Here is a 21,207-nt window from a genome sequence, read left to right as displayed (position 1 = left end):
CCCGCCGGTTCGGATAGAGCCGGGACATGGCCTCCGCTCTCCGCCCCTTTCGTGTCCTCGCGCTGGCGCTGCTCGCCGCCACGGCCTGTGATTCCCGAGGCTGCGCGCGGAAGACCGGGCCGCTCGTGTACGTGAGCAACGAGGGCTCCGACGACCTCTCCGTCATCGACGCGGAAGCGAACCGTGTCATCGCCACCATCCCCGTGGGCAAGCGGCCCCGGGGCCTGCGCCTGTCCGCGGACGGCCAGCGGCTCTACGTGGCGGTCAGCGGCTCCATGCGGGCGCCACCCGGCACGGACGAGGACACCCTGCCCCCGCCGGACCGCACCGCGGACGGCATCGCGCTGGTGGACACGAAGACGCACCAGGTCCTGCGCGTGCTGGAGAGCGGGGACGACCCCGAGTCCTTCGACGTGTCCCCGGACGGCCAGCGCCTCTACGTCTCCAACGAGGACGCCGCGAAGGCCTCCGTGGTGGACGTGGCCACGGGCAAGGTGACGCACGCGGTGCCCGTGGGCGGCGAGCCCGAGGGCGTCACGCTGCGCCCGGACGGCCGCTTCGCCTACGTCACCAGCGAGGAGGACCACCACGTCTACGTCATCGACACCGGCACGCAGGCGGTGGTGGCGCGCATCCCGGCGGGAGGCCGTCCGCGCGCGGTGGCCTTCACGCCGGATGGCGCGTGGGCCTTCGTCACCGCGGAGCAGGGCCGCACCGTCACCCGCGTGGACGCGAAGACACACCAGGCGAAGGGCACGCTGAGCTTCCCGGAAGCAGGCGCGAAGCCCATGGGCGCGGTGGTGTCCCCGGACGGCCGCACGCTGTACGTCACCACCGGGCGCGGCAAGGCCGTGGCCAGCATCGACGTGGCGGCCTGGAAGCTGCTGCGCACCGTGGAGGACGTGGGCGAGCGTCCCTGGGGCGTGGGCATCACGCCGGACGGCCAGCGGCTCTTCACCGCCAACGGCCCCTCCAACGACGTCTCCGTCATCGACCCCGCGACGGGCCAGGTGCTCAAGCGCATCCCCGTGGGCACGCTGCCCTGGGGCATCGCGGTCTCCCGCTGAGCAGGGGCGTTGGGACTCGGGTCCCATGCCTGCGTCTGGCGGTGGACAGAGCGTCGTCCCTCCATCGGATGTCCAACGGGGCATGAGCCTGATTGGCGCGACAAACCCAGCGGGTTCCCTAGGGTGTCGCGCATATGCCGTATCGAAGCTGCGTGTCGTCGTGGGTCCTGGCCGGCCTCTTCCTCCTGACTCCGGGTTGCAAGAAGGAGGGAGGCGCGCACCCTTCCTCCGCGCAGGGCTCCAGCAACCTTCCGGCCGGAGCGACGAAGCCGGACGCGTCGAAGCTGGCGGAGGACGACGGGCAGTGGCTCACGGCGTCCAAGGACGCGGCCAACACGCGCTACAGCCGGCTCAAGGACATCCACGCGGGCAACGTGAAGGACCTGAAGCTCGCCTGGTCGTGGTCCACGGGGCTGGTGCGCGGGCATGAGGCGGCGCCGCTGGTGGTGGGCTCGACGATGTACGTCGTCACGCCCTTCCCCAACCGGCTGGTGGCGCTGGACCTGACGAAGGAAGGCGCGCCGGTGAAGTGGACGTACGAACCGGCGCCGTCGCCCTCGGCCCAGGGCGTGGCGTGCTGCGATGTCGTCAACCGGGGCGCGTCGTACGCGGACGGGCGCCTCTTCTTCAACACGCTGGACGCGCACACGGTCGCGGTGGACGCGCAGACGGGCAAGGAGCTCTGGAAGACGAAGCTGGGGGACATCAACAAGGGCGAGACCATGACCATGGCGCCCCTGGTGGTGCGCGACCGGGTCATCGTGGGCAACGCTGGCGGAGAGCTGGGCGTGCGCGGCTGGGCCGCCGGCCTGGACACGAAGACGGGCGCCATCGCGTGGCGCGCGTACAGCACGGGCCCGGACGTGGACGTGCTCATCGGGCCCAACTTCAAACCCTTCTACGCGTCCGACCAGGGCAAGGACCTGGGCGTGCGCACGTGGCCGCCGGACCAGTGGAAGATCGGCGGCGGCACCGTGTGGGGCTGGGTGTCGTACGACGCGGCGCTGGACCTGGTGTTCTACGGCACCGGCAACCCCGGCCCGTGGAACCCGGAGCAGCGGCCCGGGGACAACAAGTGGACGTGCGGCATCTTCGCGCGTCGCCCCTCCACGGGCGAGGCCGTCTGGTTCTACCAGTGGAGCCCTCACGACCTGTACGACCACGACGGCATCAACGAGTCCATCGTCGCGGACCTCACCGTGAACGGGAAGCCGCGCCAGGTGCTCATCCATCCGGGGCGCACGGGCTACGTCTACGTGCTGGACCGCGCGACGGGCCAGGTGCTGTCCGCCACGCCCTTCGGGCACATCACCACCAGCACGGGCGTGGACCTGAAGACGGGCCGCCTCCAGCCGGTGCCGGGCATGGAGACGGGCTTCGACAAGACGATTCGCGGCATCTGCCCGGCGTCCCCCGGGTCCAAGGACTGGTCGCCCTCCGCGTTCAACCCGGAGACGGGGATGCTCTACATCCCGGGCAACAACCTGTGCCAGGACGCGCAGGGCTACGAGGCCAACTACATCGCGGGCACGCCATACGTCGGCATGAACGTGAAGATGTACGCGGGGCCGGGCGGCAACCGGGGCGAGTTCATCGGCTGGGACGTGGCCGCCGGCAAGAAGGTCTTCGGCATCCCGGAGAAGTTCCCCGTGTGGAGCGGCGTCGTGGTGACGGCCGGCGACGTGGCCTTCTACGGAACGATGGATGGCTGGTTCAAGGCCGTGCACGCGCGCACGGGCCAGGAGCTGTGGAAGTTCAAGGTGGGCAGCGGAATCATCGGCCAGCCCATCACCTTCCGGGGCCCGGACGGCAAGCAGTACGTGTCCGTGCTCTCCGGCGTGGGCGGCTGGGCGGGCGCCATCGTCGCCGGTGAGCTGGACCCTCGCGACGACAACATCGCGCTGGGCTTCGGTGCCGCCATGAAGGACCTGCCGCAGCACACCACGCGCGGCGGCACGCTCTACACCTTCGCCCTGCCCTGAGCCTCCAATGAGTGTCCTTCTTCCATGGACCGTGGGCCTGCTCCTGTTCGCCAGTGGCGCCGGGCCCACTCCGTCTGAACCGAAGCCCGAGCGCGTGCTGCGCGTGTGCGCGGACCCCAACAACCTGCCCTTCTCCAACGCGCGCGGCGAGGGCTTCGAGAACCGGCTGGCGGAGCTGCTGGGCCGCGAGCTGAAGGCGCGCGTCGAGTACACGTGGTGGGCGCAGCGCCGGGGCTTCATCCGCAGCACGCTCAAGGCGAACCTGTGCGACGTGGTGATGGGCGTGCCCTCGGAGCTGGAGATGGTGCTGCCCACGCGGCCGTACTACCGCTCCACCTACGTGTTCGTGTCGAAGAAGGACGGCGGGCCGAAGGTCCGCTCCTTCGACGACCCCGTCCTGCACGACGTGAAGGTGGGCGTGCACCTGGTGGGGGATGACTTCTCCAACACGCCGCCCGCGCACGCGCTCACCCGGCGCGGCATCATCCAGAACGTCGCCGGCTACACGCTCTATGGCGACTACACGGAGGACAGCCCACCGTCCGCGCTGGTGGAGGCCGTGCGCAAGGGCGACGTGGACGTGGCCGTGGTGTGGGGGCCGCTCGCCGGTTACTACGCGCGCCGCCCGGGCGTGCCGCTCACGCTGACGCCCGTGACGCCCCAGGTGGATCCACCGGGGCTGGTGTTCGCCTTCGACATCGCCGTGGGCGTGCGCCGGGGAGACAAGGCCCTGCGCGATGAGCTGGACGCGGCGCTGACGCGGCGCAAGCGCGAGGTGCGGGCCCTGCTCGCGAGCTACGGAGTGCCGTCACCATGAGCCGCTGGGTGCTGATGGGTGCCCTGCTGTTCCTCACCTCCTGCGAGCGCGAGCAGCGCCGCTTCCAGGAGCTGCCCGCGGCCGCGCGTCCCGCCGCGCGCGACGTCCAGCAGTCGGAGCTCCAGGCGGGGCCCGTCGCGCCTGCGCCCCCCACGCCGCCCACGCGCGCCGCGTCCGAGGACAACGCCTACGACGTCAGCCAGGGCAAGCGGCTGTTCGTCTGGTTCAACTGCTCCGGGTGCCACGCGGCGGGCGGAGGCGGCGGCATGGGTCCGCCGCTGATGGACGCGAAGTGGAGATACGGCAGCGAGCCGGAGAACATCTACGCCACCATCGTCGAGGGACGGCCCAACGGCATGCCGTCCTTCCGGGGAAAGATTCCGGACACGCAGGTGTGGCAGCTGGTCGCCTACGTGCGCTCCATGAGCGGGCTCTTGAAGAAGGACGTGGCGCCCGGCCGGAGCGACACGCTCAACACCCGGCCCTCGGAGTCCAGCAAGGCGCGGGAGACGCCTCGCCCCGAAGAGGTGGAGCAGCCGCGATGAAGCGCCTGCCGATAGTCCTGTGGCTCTGCACCGGGTGCGGCGGCGGGCTGCGCATGCTCGATGCGCGGGGGCCGCACGTCGAGCGCCTGCGCTCGCTCTGGGACCTGCTGTTCCTCATCTCCGCCGTCGTGCTGACGGCCGTGGTGCTGGCCATGCTGGGCGCGCTCCTGCGCCGGCGTGGCGGTTCGAAGGCGCAGGTCCCGGAGGTGGAGGCCCACTCCGTGCCGCCGGACGGCGCGGGGGCCCGGCCGGTGGACCCGGCCCGTGAGCGCAGGATGGGCCGCGTGGTGGGCCTCTGCGCTGGCCTCACGGTGGCGGTGCTCTTCGTCATCACCGTGGCCAACGCGAGCACGGGCGCGGCGCTCGCGCGGCTGCGCAGCCCGGAGGCGCTGGAGATTCAGGTGGTGGGGCACCAGTGGTGGTGGGAGTTCCGGGTGCAGGACCCGGACCCCTCGCGCATCCTCGTCACCGCCAACGAGCTGCACGTGCCGGTGGGCCGCCCCGTCATCCTCAAGCTCAACTCGCGTGACGTCATCCACAGCTTCTGGGTGCCGGAGCTCACCAACAAGCGCGACCTCATCCCCGGCCAGCAGAACACGCTGGAGCTCCAGGCGGACCGGCCCGGCACCTTCTTTGGCCAGTGCTACGAGTTCTGCGGCATCCAGCACGCGAAGATGGGCTTCGTCGTGGTGGCGGAGAGCCCCGAGCAGTTCGAGGCCTGGCGCAACCACCAGCTCCAGCCCGCGCCCCAGCCCACGGCCCCCATGGCACAGCGGGGCCAGCAGGTGTTCCTCCAGGGGCCGTGCGCGCTGTGCCACGCCATCAGCGGCACCGGCGCCGCGGCGTCCACCGGACCCAACCTCACCCACGTCGCCAGCCGCTCCACGCTGGCCGCCGGCGCGCTGCCCTTCGACCGGGGGCACCTGGCCGGATGGATCCTCAACTCCCAGAGCCTCAAGCCCGGCAACAACATGCCCGCCCTCACCCTGCCGCCGGATGACCTCCAGGCGCTGCTCGTCTACCTGGAGTCGCTGAAGTGAGCGCCCCCCTCCCCACTCCGCCGGAGCCCCCTCCCGTCCGCGACGACGAGGCCTGGGAACGGCTGTACCTGGAGCGCACCTGGGCCCCGAAGAAGGGGCTCATCGGCTGGCTGAGCGAGGTGCACCACACGGAGATCGGCAAGCGCTACATCATCACCGCGTTCGTCTTCTTCCTCCTGGGAGGCATCGAGGCGCTGCTGATGCGCTGGCAGCTCTCCGGCCCGGAGAAGCAGGTGATGGGACCGGACCTGTACAACCAGGTCTTCACCATGCACGGCAGCACCATGATGTTCCTCTTCGCCGTGCCGATGATGGAGGGCGTGGGGCTGTACCTGGTGCCGCTGATGATTGGCACGCGCAACGCGGCGTTCCCGCGCCTCAACGCCTTCGGGTACTGGACCTACCTCATTGGCGGCCTGCTGCTCTACGGCGGCTTCCTGCTCAACGTGGGGCCGGATGCCGGGTGGTTCAGCTACGTGCCGCTGGCCGGGCCGCAGTATTCGCCGGGCAAGCGCGTGGACATCTGGGCGCAGATGATCACCTTCACGGAGCTGGCGGGCCTGGCGGGCGCGGTGAACCTCATCGTGACGGTGTTCAAGCACCGCGCGCCGGGCATGTCGCTCAACCGCATGCCGCTGTTCGTGTGGGCCATGCTGGTGAAGTCGTTCATGGTCGTCTTCGCCATGCCGGCGGTGATGGTGGCCAGCACCTCCCTGGCCATGGACCGGCTCATCGGCACGCACTTCTTCAACGCGGCCGAGGGCGGCGACGCGCTCCTCTGGCAGCACCTGTTCTGGTTCTTCGGTCACCCGGAGGTCTACATCATCTTCATCCCCGCGCTGGGGATGCTGTCCTCCATCCTGGCCGTCTTCACGCGCCGGCAGGTCTTCGGCTACCTGCCGGTGGTGCTGTCCATGGTGTCCATCGGGTTCATCGGCTTTGGCCTGTGGGTGCACCACATGTTCGCCACCGGCCTGCCGCAGCTGGGGCAGAGCTTCTTCACCGCCGCCAGCCTCATGGTGGCGCTGCCCAGCGGCGTTCAAATCTTCTGCTGGCTGGCCACGCTGTGGGGCGGACGGCTGTGGCTGAAGCTGCCCCTGTACTGGGTGCTGGCCTTCTTCGCGGTGTTCGTCACCGGCGGCCTGACGGGCGTGATGCTGGGCACGTACTCGGTGGATCAGCAGGTGCATGACACGCACTTCGTGGTGGCGCACTTCCACTACGTGCTGATTGGCGGCGCGGTGTTCCCGCTCTTCGGCGGGCTCTACTACTGGTTCCCCAAAATCACCGGGCGGATGCTGGGCGAGCGGCTGGGGAAGTGGAACTTCTGGACCTTCTTCCTCGGGTTCAACCTGACGTTCTTCCCGCTGCACTTCCTGGGGATGATGGGGATGCCGCGCCGCGTGTACACGTACGGCGTGGAGCGGGGCTGGCAGCCGCTCAACCTGCTGGCCACGGTGGGCGCGGTCATCATGGCGGTGAGCATCACGCTCCTGCTGGTGAACATCTTCTGGAGCCTGAAGCGCGGCGAAGTGGCGGGGAACGACCCGTGGGGCGCGGACACGCTGGAGTGGGGCACCACGTCGCCGCCGCCCTCGTACAACTTCCTGCACCTGCCCACGGTGCGCGGGCGCTATGCGCGGTGGACGGCGGCGGAGGACCAGCCCGTCGTCACCGGCGTGCGCAGCGACCGCAAGGAGGTGCTCGTCACGCGGCTGCTGGACGCGGCGCCGGACCACCGCGCGGAGCTGCCCGGGCCCACGCTGTGGCCGCTGTGGGTGGCGCTGGCCACGGGGGTGATGTTCATCATGGTCATCTTCACGCCCTGGGGCATCGTCGTGGGCGGCGTGCTGCTGTTCATCACGCTCACGGGCTGGTTCTGGCCCCGGCCGCCCTACAAGGAAGAGCTGGCCCCGGAGCAACCGTCATGAGCCCTCCGCGCCGCACGCTGGACGTGTCGCACCTGCCCACCTTCGCCTTTGGCCACCGCGATCCGCTGTGGTGGGGCGTCACCGGGCTGATGGCCATCGAGTCCACGGCCTTCGTGCTGATGCTCGCGAGCTACTTCTACATCCGGGGCAACTACGCCCACTTCCCGCCCACCGCGCTGCCCTTCTACGTGAAGGTCGTGGCCGCGGTGATTACGGGCGTGATGCTCTTGAGCGCGGTGCCCATCCACTACGCCAACCGCGCGGCGCTGAAGGGCAGGCTGCGCGGGATGCGCTGGGGGCTGGCGCTGGGGAGCCTGCTGGGCTTCGTCGTGGTGGCGCTGCGCATCGTGGAGTTCCTGTGGATTGGCTTCCGCTGGGACACGCACGCCTACGGGTCCATCTTCTGGTTCATCGTGGGCATGCACACGGTGCACACCCTCTCCGGCTCGCTGGAGGACCTGCTGCTGTTGGGGGTGCTGTTCAAGGGACCGGTGGAGGAGAAGCACCTGGTCGACGTGCACACCAACGGCCGCTACTGGTTCTTCGTCGTCGCCAGCTGGCTGCCCATCTACGTCATCCTCTACCTGGACCCCGCGGTCCTCGCGAGCTGAACATGTCACACGCGACTCCGGATGACGGCGTGGGCACCGGGCGCAACGCGGCCCTGTGGGCGGGCGTGCTGCTGCCGCCGTTCGCGTGGCTGCTGGCGCTCCAGGTGACCTACAGCCTGGTGACGTCGAACTGCCAGAAGGCCCGGCCCGCGCTGCTGCACGGCGTGCTCGTGGGCGCGGTCGTGCTGCTGGGACTGGGGGCGTTCTCCGCGTGGCGCTCGTGGCGGGCGCTGCGCGGAAGGCCGGGCACGCTCGAGGACAGCGGCGTGGGCCGGGCCCGCTTCATGGCCGCGTTCGGACTCCTATCGAGCGCGCTGTTCACCCTGCTGCTCGTGGCCACCGCGATTCCCACCTTCCTGCTGAGGCCCTGTGACTGAGCGCATCCGACGGCTCTTCTGCCTCTTTCTGGGCGTGCCCTGCGTGGCATGGGCCCACGGCGGCGAGACGCACCACCTGAACACGCACGACGTGCTGCGCTGGTGGACCGTGGATCCGCTGGTGCTGGGGATGCTCGCGGTCTCCGGCGTGCTGTACGCGTGGGGCCTGCGGGCGCTATGGCGGCACTCGGCGCCGGGCAAGGGCGTGCGTGGGTGGGAGGCGGGGATGTTCGTGCTGGGGTGGCTGACGCTGGGCGTGGCGCTGCTGTCGCCGCTGGACCGGCTGAGCGACATCCTGTTCTCCGCGCACATGACGCAGCATGAACTGTTGATGCTGGTGGCGGCGCCATTGCTGGTGCTGGGCCGGCCGCACCTGACGGCGCTGTGGGCGCTGCCGGAGGCGTGGCGTGCTCCGGTGGCGCGGGCGTTCCAGGGGCCGAAGGCGCGGTCGGTCTGGCGCGGGGTGACGGGGCCGTTCGTGGTGCTGGTGCTGCACGCGGTGGCGCGCTGGGTGTGGCACGTGCCCGCGCTGTTCGAGGCGGCGCTGGAGAACGAGGCGGTGCACGCGGTGCAGCACCTGTGCTTCTTCGGCACGGCGGCGCTGTTCTGGTGGGCGCTCTTGCGTGGGCGTTATGGGAAGGCGGGGTACGGGGTGGGGGTGTTGTTCGTGTTCGCCACGGCGGCGCACACGAGCATCCTGGGCGCGCTGCTCACGTTCGCGCGGTCGGTCTGGTATCCGCTGTACGCGCGCAGGGCCGTGGAGTGGGGGCTGGGCGCGCTGGAGGACCAGCAGCTCGCGGGGCTCATCATGTGGGTGCCGTCGGGGGCGCTGTTCCTCGCGATGGGGCTGGCGTTGTTCGCGGCGTGGCTGGGGGAGTCGGAGCGGCGCGCGGACATCGCCGAGGGCGAGGCGTCAGCGCCGAGGGAGACGGTGCCGTGAGGGCTGTGTTCGTGGTGGGGGTGTTGCTGCTGGGCGGCTGCAAGCAGGCGGCGAACCAGGACGCGAAGCAGACGGCCATGGCCATCACGGGTGGCGACGTGGAGCGCGGCAAGGAGGCGCTGCGGCACTACGGCTGCGGCGGCTGTCACGTGATTCCGGGCGTGCCGGGCGCGACGGGACAGGTGGGCCCGTCGCTGGAGGGCATCGCGCTGCGCACGTATCTGGCGGGCCGGCTCCAGAACGCACCGGAGAACATGGTGCGGTGGGTGCAGCATCCGCAGTCCATCGAGCCGGGCAACGCGATGCCGGAGCTGGGCGTGAAGGACGGGGACGCGCGCGACATCGCGGCGTATCTGTACACGTTGCGATGAAGGCGACGTCACCGTTCGCCGTGCTCGCCCGGAGGCCCGACATCCAGTAGAGCGGAGCGCGATGCCTGGACCGCGCGCCTCTTCCCGACTGTCGTTCTCCTGCTGGCTTGGACTGGCATTGCTGCTGCCCGGAGTGGCCAGCGCGCAATCGGAGCCGCCCGCTGAGAAGGAGCCCGAGGAGGAACAGGTTCCCAGCGAGACGCGGACGGTCGTCACGGCCACGCGTTTGCCGCGTCCGCTGCGCGACGTGCCCGCCACCACGGTGGTGATTCCTCGCGCGGAGATGGAACACAGCCCCACGCTCACGCAGGACGCGCTCATCCGCACGCTTCCTTCCGCGGCCACGTTCCGCCGCACGCCGTCGCTGGTCGCGGACCCCACCGCGCAGGGGCTCAACCTGCGCGGGCTCGCGCCCTCGGGTGTGGCTCGTGGGCTCGTGCTTCTGGACGGGCTCCCCTTCAACGACCCCTATGGCGGCTGGGTCTTCTGGCGCGCCCTGCCCCGCCTGGGCCTGGACCGCATCGAGGTCGTCCCCACCGGCGGCTCCGCGCTCTATGGCAGCGCCGCGCTGGGCGGCGTGGTGCAGCTGTTCTCCCGGCCCATCACCGGCCCGGTGCTCGACGCCGACGTGTCCGCGGGCAACCTGGGCACCGGCTTCGCCGCCGCTCGCATCGCGGACCGCTGGGGCCGCGTGGGCGCGTCGCTGGAAGTTGAAGGCCTCACCAGCAACGGCTACCGCATCGTCCCCGAGAATCAGCGCGGCCGCGTGGACGCCGACACCCCGTCCAATCACTTCAGCGCCCAGGCGCGCGTCGAAGCCGAGCCCACCGACCACCTCGCCCTCTCCGCTCGCGCGGGTGTGTTCCGCGAGGTGCAGAACGGCGGCACGAAGTACACCGTCGCCAGCGTGGACCTGGCGTGGTTCGCCGCGAACGCGCGCCTCCGCACGGACGGCGCCGGCGCCTTCGAGCTGGGCCTCTACGGCCGCACCCAGGACTTCTCCCAGGACCGTGCGCGCGTCAGCTCGGACCGGAACTTCGAGGCCTTCTCCGCCTACCAGGACGTGCCCGCGAACGACCAGGGTGGCTCACTCGTCTGGACCGGTCCGGAGCTGAAGATGGGCGGAGCCCACGTGCTCGCCGCGGGCGTGGACGTGCGCCGCTCCGCCGGACACGCGGACGAAGTGCTCTTCCCCCTCACGTACACGCCCACGACGGTCTACGCGCGCACCACGCGAGGCACGCAGCTGTCCGGCGGCGTCTTCGTGCAGGACCTCTACACCGTGTCCCCCGCGCTGGAGTTCGCCGGCACGCTGCGCTGGGACACGTGGCGCAACTTCAACGGCAGACAGCTGGTCAGCGTCGCGAGCGGCTTCACCACCGCCACCGAGTTCGAGCCCCGCACCGCCAGCCAGCTCAGCCCGCGCCTGGCCGCGCGCGTGCGCCCGCTCGACTGGCTCACCCTGCGCGCCTCCGCGTACCGAGCCTTCCGCGCCCCCACCCTCAACGAGCTCTACCGCCCCTTCCAGGTGGGCACCATCCTCACCGCCGCGAACCCGGACCTGGGCGCCGAACGGCTCTGGGGCACCGAGGCCGGCGTGGAGGCCACCGGCCCGCACGGGCTCACCGGCCGCGTCACCGGCTTCTGGAACGTGCTGGACGCGCCCATCACCAACGTCACCCTCGCCACGCCGCTGCCGGACGGCTCCACCCGCCAGCGCCAGAACCTGGGCCGGGCCCGCGTCCGGGGTGTCGAGCTGGGCGCGGACTGGCGCGTGTCGCGCCGGTGGACCGCGCTTGCGGCGTACACGTTCGTGGACCCCGTCGTCACGCGAGCGCCCGGCCAATCTGGCCTCGTGGGGCGTCAGCTTCCGCAGGACCCCAGGCATCGCGGCTCGCTGGCAGTCACGTTCGACGACCCGTCCATCGTCTCCGTCACCGCGCAGCTGCGCGTGTTCGGTCCGCAGTACGAGGACGACCTCAACACGCGCGGCATGGGCGGCGCGGCGGTGGTGGACCTGTTCGTGAGCCGTCACCTGTTCTGGAAGGTGGACGCCTTCGGCGCGGTGGAGAACCTCTTCGACCGGCAATACCTCGCCGGCCGCGCGGGCGTGGACACGCTGGCCCCGCCCTTCCAGGCCCGCGTGGGCCTGCGCCTGCGAGACGTGTTCAGCGAATCGAGCGCACGGGCGGCACCGGTCGCACCGGCCCGTTGAACCAGCGGCTCAGCTCCGTCGTGTCGTCCATCCGCTTCGCGGGCGGCAGGCTGGACAGGAACACGCGGCCGTAGCCCTTGGTCACGATGCGGCGGTCCAGCATCGCCACGATGCCCCGGTCCGCCTGCGTGCGGATGAGCCGCCCGAAGCCCTGACGCAGCGCCAGCGCCGCCTGCGGCAGCTGGTACTGGTCGAACGGCTCCTCGCCGCGCGCCTGAATCTGACGGATGCGCGCGGCCACCAGTGGGTCGCCCGGAGAGGCGAACGGGAGCCGGTCGATGATGACCAGGCTCAGCGCGTCCCCGGGCACGTCCACGCCCTCCCAGAAGCTGTGCGCGGCGAAGAGCACGCTGGGCGTCTGGCGGAAGGCGTCCAGCAGCTGCTGCTTGGGCCGCTCTCCCTGGAGCAGGGCTTGATAGGGCAGCCGCGTGGCCGTCAGCTCGTATGCGCGCACCATGTTGCGCAGCGACGTGAAGAGCACGAACGCGCGCCCTCCCGTCACTTCACACAGCTGGATGATTTCCTCCGCCGCCGCCTCGATGAAGCCCGGGGCGCTGGGGTCCGGCAGGTGCGTGGGCAGGTACAGCGCGGACTGGCGCGGGAAGTCGAACGGGCTGGGCACCGCCAGCGTGCGCACGCGCGTCACGGGCTGGCCCTCGTCGTCGTACATGCCCATGCGCTTGGCGAAGAAGTCGAAGCGGCTGTCCGCCGCCAGCGTCGCGGAGGTGAACACCACCGTGTCCAGCGCGCCGTAGAGCCGGTCGCGCAGCTCCTTCGCCACGTCGATGGGGTTCGCGCGCAGGAACAGCCCCTTGCCTCGCGCCTCCGCCCAGTACACGTGGTCCGCGGACTCGGACTTCTCCAGGAACGTCAGCTGCTCCGCCATCTCCTCCGCGCGGCGGTGGATGGCGGCCAGCTCCGGCTCGCGCTCGCTGCCCGCGAAGGACGCGAGCGCGGCCAGGCCCTCGCGCACCTGCTCCAGCGCGCCGGACAGCTTGCCCATGGTCTCCGGGCGCAGCGCCACGGCGGACTCCTGGCTGGACAGCCCCAGCGCGCGCGGCGCCTGGAGGAACAGCGCGTCCGCGTGCGAGCGCACCCGCTGGGCCAGCGCGGAGAGCGTCGCGTGCCGCTCGTCCTTCGCGGGCAGGGCCGCCACCGCGTCGCGCGACAGCTCCTCCAGCCGGTAGTTGGACACGCTGCAGCCGAAGTGGCTGCTGGCCGCGTCCTCCAGCGCGTGCGCCTCGTCGAAGATGACCGCGTCGTAGAAGGGCAGCACGCCCTCCGTGCGCTTGCCGGAGCTGCGCAGCGCCAGGTCCGCGAAGAACAGGTGGTGGTTCACCACCAGCAGGTCCGCGGTCTCCGCGCGCTTGCGCATCCGCGTGACGAAGCACGTCTCATACTGCGAGCAGCGCGAGCCCAGGCACGTCTCCGACGTGGTGGACAGCCGCGACCACGCGGCGAAGGACTCCGGCAGGTCCAACTCCGCCCGGTCCCCCGTCTCCGTCTGCGTCACCCACTTCTTGAGCAGCGGCCACTGCTTCGCCTCTTCCTTGGAGACGAACTGCGGGTCCTTCTCGAAGGCGTCGTAGCGGTGCAGGCACAGGTAGTTGCCGCGCCCCTTGAGGTACGCCGCCTCGAAGCGCATCCCCAGCTTCTCGCTGAGCAAGGGCAGGTCCTTGAAGAACACCTGGTCCTGCAGCGTCTTCGTGGCCGTGGACACCACCACCTTGCGCCCCGACAGCAGCGCGGGCACCAGGTACGCCAGCGTCTTGCCCGTGCCCGTGCCGGCCTCCGCCAGGAGGTAGCTGCCCTCGGAGAAGGCCCGCTCCACGGCGCGCGCCATCTGGAGCTGCTCCGGGCGGTGCTCGTACGCGGGCAGCGCCTCTTCCAGCGCGCCACCAGGACCCAGCAGGCTGTCGACAGAAGGGGGACGGGGCGCGGGCGCGGACATGCGGCGGTTCGGGGGCAGGAGGACGGGAAAGGCGGCCCCGCAGGATAACAGCGCGCGACGCCCCCCGCGCGTTCCCTGATGCGGCCCCGAGGCCCTGTCTCCCGCCCGCCGGGCAAGCGGGCCGGCCAGCGCCCCCGGTGCCCTTCCCGCCTAGAACGCCCCGCGCATCACCTGGAAGAGCACCAGCATCAGCGCCAGGCACACCACCAGCACGGCGCCCATCACCATGCTCTTCACCTTGCGCCCCAGCGCCGGTGACGGTCCGTCCGAGGTGAGCGGCACCGCGGTCGTCACCCGGCGGACCACCTCGTCCCGGCCGCGCAGCGCCTGGGCGTCGTCCGGCGCCCGGGCCAGCCGCATGCGGTACAGCCGGCCCACCATGGCCAGCTCTCCCCGCCCCATCGCCTGGGACAGCAGCCGGTCGTGCGCGTCCCAGTCGTGCCACGTCTCCAGGAGCGCGTGCCACTCCCGGGCCAGGATGCCGGAGGGCTGGTGCTCGTCCGGGATGAAGTTGGCGAAGACCAGCCCGCACCCCGCGCAGGACGTGGCGTCCTCGCGCATGGGCGCCACGCACTTGGGACAGTGGCCCGGCGGCGACTGGAAGGGGTCACCGTCCAGCGCGGACGGGGCCACGACGGGCGCGTCCGTGCGAATCACGCGCAGCGCGGTGAGGCTGGGCCGCGCGGGCGGCACGGGCACCGAGACCGGCTCCATCGATGGCACCGCCACCGCCGCGGAGACCGAAGGCGCCGCCCGCGTCACCGCCGCGCAGGCCGGGCACACCACGGCCAGCACTCCGCCCTCGAGGGAGTAGGTCTCCACCTTGACCAGCCGGTCGCAGCTCTCGCACTGGTACTTCATGACCACACCTCGCGCAGGGGGATGGGCATCGCGCACCCTACCAGCGCCAGCAGGCACAGCGCGCAGATGACCTTGCGCGAGCGGCTCAGGGGCTCCTCCGGCCGCAGGACCTCCGGGTGGCCGAAGCCCACCACCTTGCTCGCCACCACCAGCCACAGGCCCCACGACGCGGTGACGAACACGGTGAGGAAGAGCAGCACCACCGCCACGCCCTGCCCCACCCAGCGGGCCCTGGGCCCCAGCACCGCGAACGTCAGGTGCCCGCCGTCCAGCTGTCCCACCGGCAGCAGGTTGAGCAGCGTCACCAGCAGGCCGAACCACGCGGCCATCACCACCGGGTGCACCACCACGTCCTTGCCCTCCGGCAGGGGCCCCAGCGCCAGCCACGTCAGCGCCTTCATGATGAGGTTGTCCCCGAAGAGCGTCTGGTGGCTCGTGTACACGGGCGCCATGGCTGGCGGCGCCTGCGTCACCTTCTCCATCACCCAGTGCAGGAGCTCCTGCCCCAGCACCCACAGCGACGACTCACCGGGGAACGCGGACGGCACCGGCGGCGAGTCCACCACCGTGGAGTGCAAGAGCCCCCAGTAGAGCAGCGGCAGCGCCACCACCAGGCCCGCCAGCGGCCCCGCGGCGCCAATGTCCACCAGCGCGTTGCGCGTGGGGATGCGCCCGCGCAGCCGGATGACCGCGCCCAGCGTGCCCAGGCTCCCCGGCACCGGCAGCGGGATGAAGTACGGCAGGGACGTGTCCACCCGGTGCCACCGCGCCAGCACGTAGTGGCCCATCTCGTGCGAGCCCAGGATGGCCAGCAGCGACCCGCTGAAGAACAGCGCCTGCGTCCGGTCCTCCGCCAAGAGGCCCGCCCCGCTGAAGGGAAATGAGCGCCCGAAGAGCAGCAGGTAGGCGAGGAACGTCGTCCCCAGCGTCACCACGAACAACAGCAGGTGCAGCCAGACGCGGGCCGGGGCGGGACGTGGGAGGGAAGCCGGATGCATGCGCGAAGATGCCTCACGTCCGCGAGCGGGGCGACCGGTTCCGCGCCGCCCGGCGGATGAAGTGTCAAACACAACTCGGATTACTCCGCCCCGGGTCCTTGACTTGAAAAAGCCTTCTGCTACGAACCGCGCCGCTTGAGGTTTTACCGAACGGCAGGGCGCCCGTCCGGGCCGTCCCGCCACCGTCCAAGCCACCGCCAGTTGGGGAGATAAACATGAAGAAGTTCATCCTGTCCGCCGTCGCCGCCGCCTCCCTCGTGGGCTGCACCAGCGTCGAGTCCGCCGTCGTCTCCGGCTCCGAGATCGCCGCCAACGGCGAGGCCGTGGCCGTCATCCAGGGCAGCTCGCTGGGCCTGACCGCGATCTTCCACATCATCGACATCGTCCAGAGCGACCTGGACACCGTGGTGAACAAGCTCCTCATCACCGAGGCGAAGGCCATGGGCGCCTCCAAGGTCGACCTGAAGTCGGCCTCCACCACGCCCCGTCACGGCATCTTCGCCCTGTTCGGCACCATCATCGGCATCACCAGCTCCTCCGCGACCGGCGTGGCGGTGAAGTAGTCCCAAGCTGCCTCCTCACCGAGGCAGTCCGAAGGCCCCCTGGGAACAGCGGGGCCTTTTCCATTTCCAGCCCCTGGATTTCCCCCCATGCGCGCCCTCCTCCTCGTGCCCCTCGTGTGCGTCCTCGCCTGCCGTTCGTCCTCGTCCGGAGGCGCGAACGACGCGGAGCTGATGGCCCAGGTGCGCGAGAAGCTGGCCGCGCGCGACGCGAAGCTCCTGGCCTACCAGCTGGAGGGCACCCAGACGGAAGGGGCTTCCGTGTCCGCGGGCTTCAGCTTCGCGTACCGCGCGCCCCAGAAGATGCGCGGCACCGTGTCCGCGCCCCAGGCCCGGCAGGTGTGGTGGGACGGCAAGCACCTGTACGAGCAGGTGGAGGCGGCGAAGCAGTTCACCACCTTCACGTCCCAGGTCTCCGCGGAGAAGCTGTCCGCGTTCCTCACCGAAATCTTCACCCCCTTCGTCCCGGAGGGCTTCCGCGCGCCGCTGCTGTTGCGCAGCGCGAAGGCGAAGCGCGTTACCGGCCTGCCCCAGGCGAAGGAGGCCGTGGAGCTGTCCATGGCGCTGGAGGGCGACGCGGCCGGCGGGCTGGAGGTGACGTACGTGCTGCGCTGGCCCTCGCTGGACTTCCTGGCCAAGCGGACGCGCGCGCCGGACGGCACCCAGGGCGAGGTGCGGATGGAGGAGGAGCACTGCGACGCGTCCCTGGGGCTGTGCGTGCCGAAGAAGCTCACGCGCTGGCTGGGGAATGAGAAGCAGGGGGAGACGGTGCTGTCCAAGGTGGACCTCAAGACGTCCCTGCCCAACGACGCCTTCACCCCCACGGCTCCGGACGGATACAGCGTGCAGACCCGGACACTCGTGGACAGCGAAGCGCAGGAGAGTGGACCGAAGTCGCCCACGGACGGTTGACCGGCCCGCCCCCCAGCCCCACCTTGGGCGGCGGAGGTTTGCCGCGCATGGTCGAAAACGTCATCTTCGACGTGGATGGAACGCTGATCGACTCGGTGGACGAGCACGCCGAGGCCTGGCGCCGGTCGTTCATCGAGTTCGGGCGGGACATCCCGTTCGCCCACGTGCGAAGCCAGATTGGCAAGGGCTCGGACCAGCTCCTGCCCGTCTTCTTCAACGACGAGGAGCTGGAGCGCTTCGGCAAGGACCTGGACGAGTACCGCTCCGCGCTCTTCAAGCGCGAGTTCCTGCCCAAGGTGCGCGCCTTCCCGCGCGTGAAGGAGCTGTTCCAGCAGCTGCGCAAGCGCGGCCGCAAGATTGCCCTTGCGTCCAGCGCCAAGGACGACGAGCTCAAGCGCTACGTGGAGCTGTGCGGCATCGACGGCCTGTTCGAGACGAAGACGAACAAGGACGAGGTCGACAAGAGCAAGCCGCACCCGGACATCTTCGAGGCGGCGATGACGAAGCTGGGCAAGCCGGACCCCGCCACGGTGGTGGTGGTGGGCGACACGCCCTACGACGCGCTCGCCGCGGGCAAGCTGCACCTGGCGTCCGTGGGCGTGCTGTGCGGGGGCTTCCGCGCGGAGGACCTGCGCACCGCCGGCTGCCGCACGCTGGTGAAGGACCCCGCGGAGCTCCTGCGCCGGCTGGAGGAGGACCCGGAGGCCTGGCCCTGGGACGCGGCGTCGCGCGACACCTCCAAGGACGAGGAGTCGCGCTGAAGGCCCCCAAGGTGGCCACGACCTCGTGGCCACCGGTGGAGCCCTGCTGAAACGCTACTTGCGCGAACCGCCGCGCTTCGCGCGGGAACGGGACGCGGTGGACTTGCGCGTCGTGTTACGGCGCGCGGTGCTCTTGCGGGCCGTGGAGCGCTTGCCGGCGGTGCCGGTGCGCGAGGTGGCCTTGCGGCCGGTGGTGGTGCGCTTCGCCCGGGCGGGCGCGGCCCTCTTGCGGCTGGAGGTCGTCTTCTTCGCGGTGGCGGCGCGGCGCTTGCCCCCCACGCTTCCGGCCTTGCGCGCGTTCTTGCGGGCCGCGGGGCGCCGGCGGGCCGCCTTCGCCTTGCTGCCGGAGCCACCCTTCGTACCGCCACCGGTGAGCTTGTTCACCGTGGCCCACGCGCGGGCCTCCGCGGTCTTCTCACTGGTGCCCTTCTTCTCGTAACCCTTCTCGATGTGCTCGGCCATGCGCTTCTGCTTCGCCGAGTACTTGTCCTTGCTTCCACGCGCCATCATCACCCTCCTGGAGAACGGTCCCGGCGCGGGTCCTGGCATGGAGTCCGCGTCGCCTGGAAGGTGAACACGCCTCCCCAGGGAGGGAACCCGTTGGCCCCCTACCCCTGTCCATTCGCGGAAGCATGCGGTGGGACGACGCTGGGGAATGGACAGAGGCCCTGCCCTTTCCGCTCGGGTGCCGCTGGTGCGCGCGCCCCGTCGTGCGCAGCTTGGAGACGCCGTACAGAAAGCCGAGGTTTCCTCTGGAACCCGCACTCAACGCGCCTCCGCGCCTTCGTCACCTGGATGAAGGGCCCGCGGTCCTGGTGGTGAACACGCGCTCCCGCTCGGGGCGCGACGCCTTCGAAGACGCCCGCGAGCTGCTGGCCGCCCACGGCATCCCGCTCATGGCCGCGCACGCACTGACGCGGCCCAAGCGGCTGCGAAAGGTGGTGGAGGACGCCATCGCCCAGGGCGCCCGCCGCGTCCTCGTGGGAGGAGGCGACGGCACCATCAGCTGCGCGGCGCAGGCGCTGATGGGCCGCGACGTGACGCTGGGCGTGGTGCCGCTGGGCACCGGCAACGACTTCGCGCGCTCGATGGGCATCCCGGACACGCTGGAAGCCGCGTGTGACGTCATCGCCGGCGGCTACACGGCGCGCGTGGACGTGGGGCTCGTCAACGGGCGGCCCTTCCTCAACGCCGCCAGCCTGGGGCTCACCACCGCCATCGCGAAGCGGCTGACGCAGGAATTGAAGCAGCGCGCCGGCAAGCTGGCCTACCCCATGGCCGCCGCCGCGGAGATGCGCACGCTGCAGCCCTTCCACGTCCGGCTCCAGGCGGACGGCCAGACGCTGGAGGTGGACGCGCTCCAGCTGGTGGTGGGCAACGGCCGCTACCACGGCGCGGGGAACATGGTGGCGCCGGACGCGACGCTGGACGACCGCCGCTTCCACGTCTACGCCATCACCGCGCCCTCCATGGAGGAGGGCGGCGAGCGCACGGGGCTGGGCCACCTGCAGGACGTGGCCACGCTGGCGCGCGTGGCGCTGGGCATGAGGAGCGGCGCGCACCTGGAGCACGAGTCCGTCGTGCACCTGCACACGTCGCGGCTCGTCGTGGAGACGGATCCGCCCATGGAGGTGAACGCGGACGGGGAGAACGTGGGCACGACGCCCATGCGCTTCGAGGTGGCCCCCGCGGCGCTGCGCGTCTACGCGCCCGCGCCGCAGTAGGGGGCGTTCGTCAGACCTTCTCCAGCACGCTGGAGAGCACCTGGGCGGTGAAGTTCACCAGGGGAATCACGCGCCGGTAGTCCATGCGCGTGGGCCCGATGACGCCCACGGTGCCCAGCACCGCCTCCGCCGTGCCGTAGGGGCTGGCGATGACGGTGACGTCACCGGCGGCGGAGAACTCGCTCTCCGCGCCGATGAAGACGTGCATCTCCTTCGTGCGCTGCACGCGGTCCAGCAGGTGCAGCAGCTTGTGCTTCTCATCCAGGGCGCGGAAGAGCGCGCGGATGCGCTCCACGTCCGCGAACTCCGGCTGCTCCAGGAAGGAGCCGGTGCCTTCAATCAGCACGCGCTCGGGCGTCTGCAGGTCGGTGGCGGCGGCGCCCAGCTTGAGGGCCTTGGCGGTGAGCGCGTTGTAGAGGGCCTGCTCCTGGTCCATCTCCGCGCGGATGCGCTCGCGGGCCTCTTCCAGGGGCACCTGGTGCAGGAGCTCGGAGAGGTAGTTGCTGGCCTTCATGAGCTCGTCGGACGTCACCGGGAAGTCCACGGTGAGGGCCTTGTTGTGCACCTGGCCGTTCTGGCCCACGAGCACGGCGAGCACGCGGTTCTCGCGCAGGCGCAGGAACTCGATGCGCTGGAACACGGCGGCGTCGGCGCGGGGCGTGAGGACGACGCCCGCATGGCGCGTGAGCGAGTGCAGCACGCGGCTGGCCTCCGACAGGATGTCGTCCAGGTTGGACTCGTGGACGAGGCCGGCGTGGATGAGCTCGCGGTCGCGGGGGGCGGGGTCGCGCAGCTTGACCAGGGTGTCCACGTAGAAGCGGTAGCCGCGGTCGGTGGGCACGCGGCCGGCGGAGGTGTGGGGCTTCTCCAGGAAGCCCAGGGCCTCCAGGTCGGCGAGCACGTTGCGCATGGTCGCGGAGGACACGTCGAACTCTCCGCGACGCGTCAGCTGCTGACTGCCGACCGGGCCGCCGGTGGTGATGTACTCCTGCACCACGGCTCGGAGGACTTCCTTTTCGCGCTCACCCAATTCGTCGGGCATTCCCGCTCACGCTCCGGAAGCCGTCGGCCCGCCCTCCGGGTCTCCATGCCTCCTGTAGAATTCTAAAAGGGACGCCCCGGGCATTCAATTGGGAGGGGTGTGCAGGAGGGCAGGCAGGCGGGGCGCTGGTTCTCCGGCCTGCGTGGGGCGGCGGGTACGGCAAAGCGCACATCGCCCTGGAGGGTGGTGGGGGTTAGAAGCCGCCGCCGTGACGACCGCGACCGCGACCTCCGACATAGCCGAGTCCGCGCCCCACCGGGGCCGCCTGCTGTTCAGCCTCTTCGCGCTCTACGTCATCTGGGGGTCCACCTACCTGGCGATGCGCTTCGCGCTGGCGGGCTTTCCGCCGTTCCGGATGGCGGGGATGCGCTTCCTCCTGGCGGCACGGGCCCTGTCGGGTGCGCGTGACTGCTGGACGGGCGCGGGCCGGGGGACCTCGCCCACTCCCGCGCTTCAGGCGTACCACGTCGTCCCGAACGCCCAGTTCGGCGCCCAGCACGTC

The 21,207-nt window shown here is 70.8% G+C and carries 20 protein-coding genes and 1 pseudogene; 16 read left to right on the top strand and 5 right to left on the bottom strand.

Features of this window, described 5'->3' with window-relative positions:
* The first annotated feature begins 26 nt into the window (after positions 1 to 26).
* From D7X96_RS23350 to D7X96_RS23300, 11 genes are all read left to right on the top strand, one after another.
* The gene (locus tag D7X96_RS23350) at positions 27 to 1,067 is read left to right on the top strand and encodes a beta-propeller fold lactonase family protein (RefSeq protein WP_121770746.1); all 1,041 of its coding nucleotides are present in this window, start codon (positions 27 to 29) and stop codon (positions 1,065 to 1,067) included.
* A gap of 152 nt (positions 1,068 to 1,219) precedes the next feature.
* Complete coding sequence (locus D7X96_RS23345; protein ID WP_208647357.1) at positions 1,220 to 3,049, top strand: methanol/ethanol family PQQ-dependent dehydrogenase; 1,830 nt, start codon at positions 1,220 to 1,222, stop codon at positions 3,047 to 3,049.
* A 7-nt stretch (positions 3,050 to 3,056) separates the two neighbouring features.
* On the top strand, positions 3,057 to 3,866 hold the full coding sequence (locus D7X96_RS23340) for a substrate-binding domain-containing protein (protein ID WP_120551639.1): 810 nt from the start codon (positions 3,057 to 3,059) through the stop codon (positions 3,864 to 3,866).
* Positions 3,863 to 4,411 (top strand): c-type cytochrome, encoded by a 549-nt coding sequence (locus D7X96_RS23335; RefSeq protein ID WP_120551640.1) that lies wholly within the window; start codon positions 3,863 to 3,865, stop codon positions 4,409 to 4,411. Before D7X96_RS23340 ends, D7X96_RS23335 begins: the two co-directional genes overlap by 4 nt.
* Positions 4,408 to 5,451: a cytochrome c oxidase subunit II gene (gene coxB, locus D7X96_RS23330; RefSeq protein ID WP_120551641.1), complete on the top strand. Its 1,044-nt coding sequence runs from the start codon at positions 4,408 to 4,410 to the stop codon at positions 5,449 to 5,451. The genes D7X96_RS23335 and coxB overlap by 4 nt, the downstream gene beginning before the upstream one ends.
* Positions 5,448 to 7,382 carry a cytochrome c oxidase subunit I gene (gene ctaD, locus D7X96_RS23325; protein WP_120551642.1) on the top strand — a complete coding sequence of 645 codons (1,935 nt, stop codon included), beginning with the start codon at positions 5,448 to 5,450 and terminating at the stop codon, positions 7,380 to 7,382. Before coxB ends, ctaD begins: the two co-directional genes overlap by 4 nt.
* Entirely contained in the window at positions 7,379 to 7,993 is a 615-nt protein-coding gene (locus D7X96_RS23320; RefSeq protein WP_120551643.1) for a cytochrome c oxidase subunit 3, read from the top strand. Before ctaD ends, D7X96_RS23320 begins: the two co-directional genes overlap by 4 nt.
* Before the next feature lie 2 nt (positions 7,994 to 7,995).
* Positions 7,996 to 8,370 carry a hypothetical protein gene (locus tag D7X96_RS23315; protein ID WP_120551644.1) on the top strand — a complete coding sequence of 125 codons (375 nt, stop codon included), beginning with the start codon at positions 7,996 to 7,998 and terminating at the stop codon, positions 8,368 to 8,370.
* Positions 8,371 to 8,413: 43 nt separating this feature from the next.
* Positions 8,414 to 9,310, top strand: a complete 897-nt coding sequence (locus tag D7X96_RS23310) for a cytochrome c oxidase assembly protein (protein WP_208647356.1) — start codon at positions 8,414 to 8,416, stop codon at positions 9,308 to 9,310.
* Positions 9,307 to 9,681: a c-type cytochrome gene (locus tag D7X96_RS23305; RefSeq protein WP_199747224.1), complete on the top strand. Its 375-nt coding sequence runs from the start codon at positions 9,307 to 9,309 to the stop codon at positions 9,679 to 9,681. Before D7X96_RS23310 ends, D7X96_RS23305 begins: the two co-directional genes overlap by 4 nt.
* A gap of 61 nt (positions 9,682 to 9,742) precedes the next feature.
* The gene (locus D7X96_RS23300) at positions 9,743 to 11,896 is read left to right on the top strand and encodes a TonB-dependent receptor (RefSeq protein ID WP_121770744.1); all 2,154 of its coding nucleotides are present in this window, start codon (positions 9,743 to 9,745) and stop codon (positions 11,894 to 11,896) included.
* Here D7X96_RS23300 and yoaA read toward each other — a convergent pair.
* The 3 genes from yoaA to D7X96_RS23285 all read right to left on the bottom strand — a co-directional run bounded on the left by yoaA (position 11,850) and on the right by D7X96_RS23285 (position 15,706).
* Entirely contained in the window at positions 11,850 to 13,847 is a 1,998-nt protein-coding gene (yoaA, locus tag D7X96_RS23295) for a DNA repair helicase YoaA (protein WP_121770743.1), read from the bottom strand. The genes D7X96_RS23300 and yoaA overlap by 47 nt on opposite strands.
* A 150-nt stretch (positions 13,848 to 13,997) precedes the next feature.
* Positions 13,998 to 14,708: a hypothetical protein gene (locus tag D7X96_RS23290; RefSeq protein ID WP_121770742.1), complete on the bottom strand. Its 711-nt coding sequence runs from the start codon at positions 14,706 to 14,708 to the stop codon at positions 13,998 to 14,000.
* Complete coding sequence (locus D7X96_RS23285; protein WP_121770741.1) at positions 14,705 to 15,706, bottom strand: site-2 protease family protein; 1,002 nt, start codon at positions 15,704 to 15,706, stop codon at positions 14,705 to 14,707. Before D7X96_RS23285 ends, D7X96_RS23290 begins: the two co-directional genes overlap by 4 nt.
* A gap of 215 nt (positions 15,707 to 15,921) precedes the next feature.
* Here D7X96_RS23285 and D7X96_RS23280 point away from each other — a divergent pair, with 215 nt between their 5' ends.
* The 3 genes from D7X96_RS23280 (at position 15,922) to D7X96_RS23270 (ending at position 17,939) form a co-directional block, all read left to right on the top strand.
* Positions 15,922 to 16,269, top strand: coding sequence for a hypothetical protein (locus tag D7X96_RS23280; protein WP_120551649.1), 348 nt, complete (start codon positions 15,922 to 15,924; stop codon positions 16,267 to 16,269).
* A gap of 87 nt (positions 16,270 to 16,356) precedes the next feature.
* Entirely contained in the window at positions 16,357 to 17,178 is an 822-nt protein-coding gene (locus tag D7X96_RS23275; protein ID WP_121770740.1) for a hypothetical protein, read from the top strand.
* Positions 17,179 to 17,225: 47 nt separating this feature from the next.
* Positions 17,226 to 17,939 carry an HAD family hydrolase gene (locus D7X96_RS23270; protein WP_120551651.1) on the top strand — a complete coding sequence of 238 codons (714 nt, stop codon included), beginning with the start codon at positions 17,226 to 17,228 and terminating at the stop codon, positions 17,937 to 17,939.
* Positions 17,940 to 17,993: 54 nt separating this feature from the next.
* On the opposite strand, the gene D7X96_RS23265 is transcribed toward D7X96_RS23270, so the two are convergent.
* The gene (locus D7X96_RS23265; RefSeq protein WP_233610202.1) at positions 17,994 to 18,449 is read right to left on the bottom strand and encodes a transcriptional regulator; all 456 of its coding nucleotides are present in this window, start codon (positions 18,447 to 18,449) and stop codon (positions 17,994 to 17,996) included.
* A gap of 158 nt (positions 18,450 to 18,607) precedes the next feature.
* On the opposite strand from D7X96_RS23265, the gene D7X96_RS23260 reads away from it, so the two are divergent.
* A complete protein-coding gene (locus D7X96_RS23260; RefSeq protein ID WP_306449836.1) occupies positions 18,608 to 19,663 on the top strand; it encodes a lipid kinase in 1,056 nt (351 codons plus the stop codon).
* A gap of 10 nt (positions 19,664 to 19,673) precedes the next feature.
* Here the strand turns inward: D7X96_RS23260 and hrcA are convergent, their stop codons facing one another.
* A complete protein-coding gene (gene hrcA, locus D7X96_RS23255; protein ID WP_120551652.1) occupies positions 19,674 to 20,705 on the bottom strand; it encodes a heat-inducible transcriptional repressor HrcA in 1,032 nt (343 codons plus the stop codon).
* Between the two features lie 208 nt (positions 20,706 to 20,913).
* Here hrcA and D7X96_RS41070 point away from each other — a divergent pair.
* A pseudogene (locus D7X96_RS41070) lies at positions 20,914 to 21,207 on the top strand (EamA family transporter); the annotation flags it as partial.

This window comes from Corallococcus interemptor (assembly GCF_003668875.1).
Taxonomy (GTDB): Bacteria; Myxococcota; Myxococcia; order Myxococcales; family Myxococcaceae; genus Corallococcus; species Corallococcus interemptor.
This window is presented reverse-complemented; position numbering and strand designations above follow the sequence as displayed.

What these genes read in the sequence shown, in the direction of transcription:
- coxB (WP_120551641.1), top strand. Translation starts at nt 4,408, where the DNA reads ATGAAGCGCCTGCCGATAGTCCTGTGGCTCTGCACCGGGTGCGGCGGC.
- D7X96_RS23280 (WP_120551649.1), top strand. Translation starts at nt 15,922, where the DNA reads ATGAAGAAGTTCATCCTGTCCGCCGTCGCCGCCGCCTCCCTCGTGGGC.
- D7X96_RS23340 (WP_120551639.1), top strand. Translation starts at nt 3,057, where the DNA reads ATGAGTGTCCTTCTTCCATGGACCGTGGGCCTGCTCCTGTTCGCCAGT.
- yoaA (WP_121770743.1), bottom strand. Translation starts at nt 13,847, where the DNA reads ATGTCCGCGCCCGCGCCCCGTCCCCCTTCTGTCGACAGCCTGCTGGGT.
- D7X96_RS23335 (WP_120551640.1), top strand. Translation starts at nt 3,863, where the DNA reads ATGAGCCGCTGGGTGCTGATGGGTGCCCTGCTGTTCCTCACCTCCTGC.
- D7X96_RS23275 (WP_121770740.1), top strand. Translation starts at nt 16,357, where the DNA reads ATGCGCGCCCTCCTCCTCGTGCCCCTCGTGTGCGTCCTCGCCTGCCGT.
- D7X96_RS23265 (WP_233610202.1), bottom strand. Translation starts at nt 18,449, where the DNA reads ATGATGGCGCGTGGAAGCAAGGACAAGTACTCGGCGAAGCAGAAGCGC.
- hrcA (WP_120551652.1), bottom strand. Translation starts at nt 20,705, where the DNA reads ATGCCCGACGAATTGGGTGAGCGCGAAAAGGAAGTCCTCCGAGCCGTG.
- D7X96_RS23290 (WP_121770742.1), bottom strand. Translation starts at nt 14,708, where the DNA reads ATGAAGTACCAGTGCGAGAGCTGCGACCGGCTGGTCAAGGTGGAGACC.
- D7X96_RS23350 (WP_121770746.1), top strand. Translation starts at nt 27, where the DNA reads ATGGCCTCCGCTCTCCGCCCCTTTCGTGTCCTCGCGCTGGCGCTGCTC.
- D7X96_RS23300 (WP_121770744.1), top strand. Translation starts at nt 9,743, where the DNA reads ATGCCTGGACCGCGCGCCTCTTCCCGACTGTCGTTCTCCTGCTGGCTT.
- D7X96_RS23270 (WP_120551651.1), top strand. Translation starts at nt 17,226, where the DNA reads ATGGTCGAAAACGTCATCTTCGACGTGGATGGAACGCTGATCGACTCG.
- D7X96_RS23315 (WP_120551644.1), top strand. Translation starts at nt 7,996, where the DNA reads ATGTCACACGCGACTCCGGATGACGGCGTGGGCACCGGGCGCAACGCG.
- D7X96_RS23285 (WP_121770741.1), bottom strand. Translation starts at nt 15,706, where the DNA reads ATGCATCCGGCTTCCCTCCCACGTCCCGCCCCGGCCCGCGTCTGGCTG.
- D7X96_RS23320 (WP_120551643.1), top strand. Translation starts at nt 7,379, where the DNA reads ATGAGCCCTCCGCGCCGCACGCTGGACGTGTCGCACCTGCCCACCTTC.